Origin of the sequence: Nitrospirillum bahiense, assembly GCF_007828025.1 — a bacterium.
Lineage (GTDB): Bacteria > Pseudomonadota > Alphaproteobacteria > Azospirillales > Azospirillaceae > Nitrospirillum > Nitrospirillum amazonense.
The window spans coordinates 125356-131965 of record NZ_VITO01000017.1 but is presented as its reverse complement, the minus strand read 5'-3'; the positions used below and the strand labels follow the sequence as shown (position 1 = coordinate 131965).

General features: G+C 64.3%; 3 protein-coding genes. All 3 read left to right on the top strand.

The window, feature by feature from the left end:
• Window positions 1-1295 precede the first annotated feature (1295 nt).
• From FBZ88_RS22075 to FBZ88_RS22065, 3 genes are read left to right on the top strand one after another with little or no spacing between them, the layout of a single operon-like run.
• The gene (locus tag FBZ88_RS22075) at window positions 1296-2972 is read left to right on the top strand and encodes an ATP-binding cassette domain-containing protein (protein WP_145619282.1); all 1677 of its coding nucleotides are present in this window, start codon (window positions 1296-1298) and stop codon (window positions 2970-2972) included.
• Window positions 2969-5161, top strand: coding sequence for a peptidase domain-containing ABC transporter (locus FBZ88_RS22070; protein WP_145619281.1), 2193 nt, complete (start codon window positions 2969-2971; stop codon window positions 5159-5161). Before FBZ88_RS22075 ends, FBZ88_RS22070 begins: the two co-directional genes overlap by 4 nt.
• The gene (locus FBZ88_RS22065) at window positions 5161-6486 is read left to right on the top strand and encodes an HlyD family type I secretion periplasmic adaptor subunit (protein WP_145619280.1); all 1326 of its coding nucleotides are present in this window, start codon (window positions 5161-5163) and stop codon (window positions 6484-6486) included. Before FBZ88_RS22070 ends, FBZ88_RS22065 begins: the two co-directional genes overlap by 1 nt.
• Window positions 6487-6610 lie beyond the last annotated feature (124 nt).

The following is a 6610-nucleotide window of genomic DNA, read 5'->3' as shown; positions in this document are numbered from 1 at the left end:
CACATCTGAATACCCGAGTAACCCCTTCGTTGGAGATTTGCATCAAGATAGTAGATGCATAATCATCAGGCATAGCATCAAGCTATGTTTACCGGACATAAATGGCAAAATTGGGAAAATATATCTCAGTTGCCAATATTGTATGGGGAACGTAAAACTCGTTCACTTTGAACAATTTGCCAAAAAATGCACAGTTTGGCCATATCTGTGCAGCGGTATACGACCCTATATGGGAATATGTTCTCTGGAAATCGGCCAAATGATTTATTCATATTGCCGGCGCATACGTTTGGTACCCGACGTTGCAGCGGCGGGAGATTGGCGCGGAAATAAGGCGTAAAGCGCTGTCGAGAGCACCATCCTCTCATCATGCGCCAATTGCAGAGCTGCCCCTTAAAGGGGCGCCGAGCCTGGGTTTTCTTGCGGCGCACCAACGCCCTGACAGCCTGACTTCGACCTCGCCGCTGGCGGCGAGTGAGCATATGCGCAGCTACCGGAAATAAGATCGCGTCCCCCGTGTTTTACATAAGGAGGAGACGCTGGGATCAGGAAGGCTCCGAACCCCACCTGCCCAAAAGGGTAGGGTGATGGATCCGGCTTGGCCCGGCCCGCCCCCCGTCGAACGGAGAACGAGGATGCATCGGCGGACTCCGGAGGCACCTCGACAGGGCGGCCGGCAAATGGGGCAATCCCCACCAATAGGTTGCTTCTTACCAAAAGGAGAGGCCCGGCTACGCCCGCATTAACAGGGTGTAAATGCTCGGGGAGGTATTAATCCCTGAGTATAGCCTATCCTGTAGCATTAATTTTGCGGCCAAACAGACCGCCGGGCCATTTTTCGACCACTCCACTTTTCTCATTTCAATCACTTCTGCTCATACCTGCGTAATCACGGCCAGTCGCGACAAGTCGATTTCGAGAATTGGCAAAAAATCGCGATCATTCGAAACAGCCGCATATCGGCATACTTACGTAGCTATACTGCGAATCTTCTTTTCGGAACAATGCTATAGGGGGGCAGGCGGTGCCCCAGGCCGGGGGCCGTCCCATATCCACTCCTGTGCAGCTTGCCGGCAGTCTCGGCCCATGGAGTGCGGCGTTTTAATGCGCAACACCGACGTCTGGATTGTGACGCCGGGTACAATCACGCGGACACAACTTTTAATTTTGCAGCCACATCACCTTTTGAATAGGGTCAAGTATTTGCACATATCTGGAAAATACCAATACAAACCAACAAATAGCATTTAACACTTTTTTAAGTTACACATAATCAGGATGCGCCATCGAATCAAATGGTGAAAGCCATGAGCAGAACCGCATCAGTATCCATGAATGTTGGCGGCGTTAAAATTCCACATAACGCCTATATAATGACATCAAGCATCACGATTAATATCCTGTCCTTAGCGATGCCGATCGCCTTGCTACAGGTATATGATCGTATTTTGCCGAACCACACCATTGATACGATGTTCATGTTGGCGGGCGGAATTGTTACCGCGTTGCTGATGGAGCTGTTCCTACGAATTGCGCGGCAGCGGATCTTCAGTGCGCGTAGTGCCCAGTATGAAATATCGGAAAGTCGCCGCGCCATTTTTCATCTGCTGGACAGCGATATACAGGCGTTTCAGGCGCACACCTCCGGCGCGCACATGGAAAGGTTGAATTCCATCGCGTCTTTACGGGATTTCGCGTCCGGCCAGATCATGGTCAGCCTGTACGACATTCCCTTCGTCGTCATCTACCTGGGCATCATCCTCTACATCGGCGGCATCCTGACCCTGGTGCCGCTGGTCAGCATACTGGCCATCGTGCTGCTGGCCCTGCCGGCCATCCGCATGGCGCGCACCTCGCTGCTGCGCGTGGCGGATGCGGAGGACAAGCGCCTCAGCTTCATCATCAGCCTGTTGAGCGGCATCCAGTCGGTGAAGGCCATGGCGCTGGAGCATCCGCTGCTGCGCCGGTACGAGAAGCTGCAGGAGCGCCGCCTGGGCGAGAACCGCAGCGCCGAGCTGTCGGCCCAGCACCTGGGTGAGATCGGGCAATGCGTGGTGCAGGTCGCGGGCCTGCTGACCGTGGGCTTCGGCAGCCTACTTGTGCTGCGCGGCCAGCTCAGCGTCGGCGGCCTGTCGGCCTGCGTGCTGCTGGTCGGCCGCGCCCTGTCGCCCATGCAGAACATCCTGCAGCTGTGGTCGCGCTTGCAGCAGGCCGCCATCGCCCGCGAACAGATGGACGCCTTGTATGCCATGCCGCGCGAACGCCGCGCCATGGGCACGGCCGACGCCAACCAGACGCAGCCGCGCATGGTGCTGAGCGGCCTGTCCTTCGGCTTCAAGCCGGAGCAGGAGGTGCTGAGCGGCATCGACCTGGAACTGAGCAAGGGCGAGATCATCGCCCTGGTGGGTCCCAACGGCAGCGGCAAGACCACGCTTCTGTCCCTCATGGGCGGCTTCTACCAGCCCAGCCGCGGCCGCATCACCCTGGACGGCCTGGATCTGGACCAGTACGATCCGGAATCGGTGCGTGAGGCCATCGCCTTCCTGCCGCAGCAGGAGATCCTGTTCCGCGGCACCATCACCGAGAACATCACCCTGTTCCGGCCCGAGTATGACGAGCTGGCCCTGGTGGCGGCGGAGCGGGCGGGCATCTCCGATCTCATCCACGCCCTGCCCCACGGCTTCGCCACCTTCGTGGGCGACGGCGCCACCGAGCCCCTGCCCCGCGGCCTGGCCCAGCGCATCGCCGTGGCCCGCGCACTGATCCACAAACCGCGCATCATCCTGTTCGACGATGCCAACTCCGCCGTCGATGACGAGGGCGACCGCCACCTGTTCGGCCTGATGAACGAGCTGCGCACCGAATGCGCGCTGGTCCTGGTCAGCCACCGGCCCGCCGTCCTGAAGCTGGCCGACCGCATCTACCGCTTGGCCGACGGCCAATTGGATCGCACCCTGGAGTTCGCATTATGACGCTTCTCCTCGACAGCGGGACGTCCCAGCGGGACCCCATGCTCCGGCCCCCGGCCCTGCCGGTGCCCGCCGCCACGGTCAGCGTGAACTGGACCGAATTTCTGGACCCGCTGGCGCAGTTGCTGAACCGCCATGGCTGGTCCGGCTCCCGCCGCCAGATCCTGGAGGCGCTGCCGGCCGAGGCGCGGGCCAACCCCATGGCCGATCTGCGCGACATCCTGGGCCGCCTGGGCTACGTCAGCGCCCTGCACACCGCCGATGGGTTCTCCCTGGATGATCTGCGCCGCATCGCCGGACCGGCAGACAAGGCCGTGGGCGTCATGCTGCACATTCCCCTGGGTGCGCCCCCCACGCTGGTGGAGGTGCTGGAGAACCGCTTCGTCGTGACGCGGCCGCAGGCCGAGGCCACGCCAGCGACCGCCGGGGGCGACGACGCCCTGCCCGCCGGCACGCTGGTGACCGTGCGCCCCGGCACCCTGCCCCACAGCGGGACGGAACGTCAGGGCTGGCTGCGCAGCCGCATCGGCGAGAGCACGCCGCTGATCTTCGCCAGCATGGCCCTGACCCTGATGGCCAACCTGCTGGCCCTGGCCAACCCGTTGTTCGTGATGACCGTCTATGACAAGGTCATCGCCGCCAACACCCCCTGGCTGCTGGTACCGCTAGGCATCGGCGCCATCGGCGCCTCCCTCTTCGAACTGACCATGCGCCGGCTGCGCAGCCACACCATGGCCCATGCCGGCGCCCGCCTGGGATATGTCGTCGGCAACGCCGTGTTCGGCCGCCTTCTGAGCCTGCCCAGCGCCCTGACCGAGCGGGTCAGCATTGCCGCCCAGGTGGCCCGCGTGCGCGACATCGACCGGGTGCGCGACCTGCTGACCGGCCCGCTGGCCCAGGCGACGCTGGACCTGCCCTTCATGTTTCTGTTCATCGCCGCCATCTTCGTGCTGGGCGGCTGGCTGGGCCTGGTGCCGCTGGTGGCGGTCGGCGTCTATGGCCTGCTGGCTTTCGTGGCCAACGCCGTCACCCGCTATCGCGTCACCCAGGCCGCCGTGGCCAATTCCCGTCGCCAGGAACTGACGCTGGAGATCATCGAGCGCATGCGGTCCATCCGCACGCTGGGCCTGGTGGACATCTGGCGCGACCGCTATGACACCGTGGCCCGAAACGCGGCGGAAGCCAATCTGCGCTACGGCCAGGCATCGGCCACCACCAGCACCATCAGCCAGATCCTGGGCACCATGACCGCCCTGGTCACTCTGGTGTTCGGCGTGCATCGCGTGCTGGCCGGCGACCTGACCACCGGCGGCCTGATCGCCAGCATGATGCTGATCTGGCGCATGCTGGGGCCCCTGCAGGCCGCCTTCATGGCCAGCGCACGGGTGGGGCAGATCCGCTCCTCCATCCGCCAGATCGAGACCCTGATGGCCACGCCGCCGGAACGGTCGGAGACGGTGCGGCCGGACCGCGTGGCCGAGATTCAGGGCCGCGTCTCCTTCACCCGCGTCACCTTCCGTTATCACCGTGAGCCGGAGCCCATCCTGGCCAACGTGGGTTTCGAGGTGGCGCCGCGCGAGGTGGTGGCCATCGTCGGCCGCTGCGGCGGCGGCAAGTCCACCGTGCTGAAGCTGATCAGCGGCCTGTACACGGCCCAGGGCGGCTCCGTCCGCATCGATGGCCGCGACATCCGCCAGTTCGACCCCATCCAGCTGCGCCGCTCCATCGCCTTCGTCACGCAGGTGCCGCAGTTCTTCCAGGGCTCTCTGGCCGACAATTTGCGCCTGGCCGCCCCCCTGGCCAGCGACGCCGAGCTGATCGACGCCCTGGACCAGGCCGGCGCGCTGGACACGGTGAAGGGCCTGAAGGACGGGCTGGATACCCGCTTCGACATGCACTCCGCCCCCCTGCCCACCGGCGTGCTGGCCCGCCTGTCGCTGGCCCGCGCCTACCTGCGCAACACCCCGCTGGTCTTGCTGGACGAGCCCATCAGCGGCTTCGACTTCGAGGGCGAGTTCGCCTTCATGTCGGCCATCGAGATGCTGCGCCAGCGGTCCACCGTCTTCTTCGCCACCCACCGCCGAGGCCACCTCGGCATCGCCGACAAGGTCCTGATCCTGGAGAACGGCACCACCCGTTACTTCGGGACCGCCGAAAAGGTTCGCGACCGTATTCCGAGAGGCATGATCTGATGCGCGCCGTAGCCCTGCCCAACTGGTTCCGCCTGCCCGAGTTCGCCTCCGACGAACTGGTCACCGACCCCGGCATCTCGCCCCTGACGCGCAGCACCATCCTGGTGGCCGGCCTCTGCGTGACGGCCGCCATCGCCTGGGCGGTGCTGACCCCGGTGCACGAGGTCGCCACGTCGTTCGGCGAGATCGTCCCCTCCCGCTCGGTCCAGGTGGCCCAGCACCTGGAGGGCGGCACCGTCGCCGAGATCCTGGTGAAACAGGGCCAGCTGGTGGAAGCCGGCCAGCCCCTGGTGCGGTTCGAGGGGGCCACCACCCGCTCCAGCCGCGACCAGTACACCGCCCGGCGCATCGCCCTGCAGGCGCAGATGGAACGGCTGCAGGCCTTCGCCGAGGACCGGCCGGCCGACTTCACGCCTTATGCCAGCCAGCCCGACGTGGTGGACAACAACCGCCAGCTGCTGGCCGCCCAGATCGAGGCCAAGAGGAACCAGCGCGCCGTGCTGGTGAACCAGGGCCAGCAGGCGGCCGCCTTGCTGACCGCCAGCAAGCTGCAGCTGGCCTCGGTCATGACCGACCTGGACATCGCCGAGCATAAGGTTCAACTGCGTAAGGATCTGGTGGAAAAGGGGCTGAACTCCAAGCTGAACCTGCTGGAGGCGCAGCGCGACCTGGCCAGCGCCCAGTCGGAGAAAGCCCGCCTTGAGGGAGTCATCGCCAGCACCCAGCACAGCCTGGGTGAGAACAGGTCCCGCCTGTCAGAGTTGGACGGCCGCCTGCGGCAAGAGGCCCTGGACAAGCTGGAGACCACCGGCGCCCAGCTGGCGGAACTGAACAAGCTGATCGAGGGGCAGGAGGACCGGGTGGACCACCTGGTCACCGTGGCGCCCGTGCGCGGTATCGTCATGGAACTGCCGGTCAAGACCATCGGCGGCGTGGTCGCCCCCGGCGGGATCGTTGCCCGCCTGGTACCCGTGGATGACGAGCTGATGGCCGAGGTGCGCGTCTCCACCCGCGACATCGGTTTCGTCCGCCCCGGCCAGCCGGTGAAGGTGAAGGTGCAGGCCTTCGACTACGCCCGCTACGGCCGCATCGACGGCACGCTGGACACCGTTTCGCCCACCACCTTCATGGACGAGCAGAAGAACCCCTACTACCTGGCCCGGGTGAAGCTGGCCGCCTCCTACGTCGGCCATGACAAGGAACGCTATCAGGTGGTGCCCGGCATGACGGTTCAGGCCGACATCACCACGGGCGAGAAGACGGTATTCCAATACCTGCTGAAACCCATCTACACGACAGTGGACAGCGCCTTCCATGAGCGCTGAGCCCGCCACCTGACAGCGGATCCGGGAGCGGCCTCGACACCGCCGCCCCCGCGACCGCCCCGCTTTTTCCGCCTCAACGACCGCGAGCGGGTGCCCGGCACCCGTCTCATTCCGGCCCCCCTTA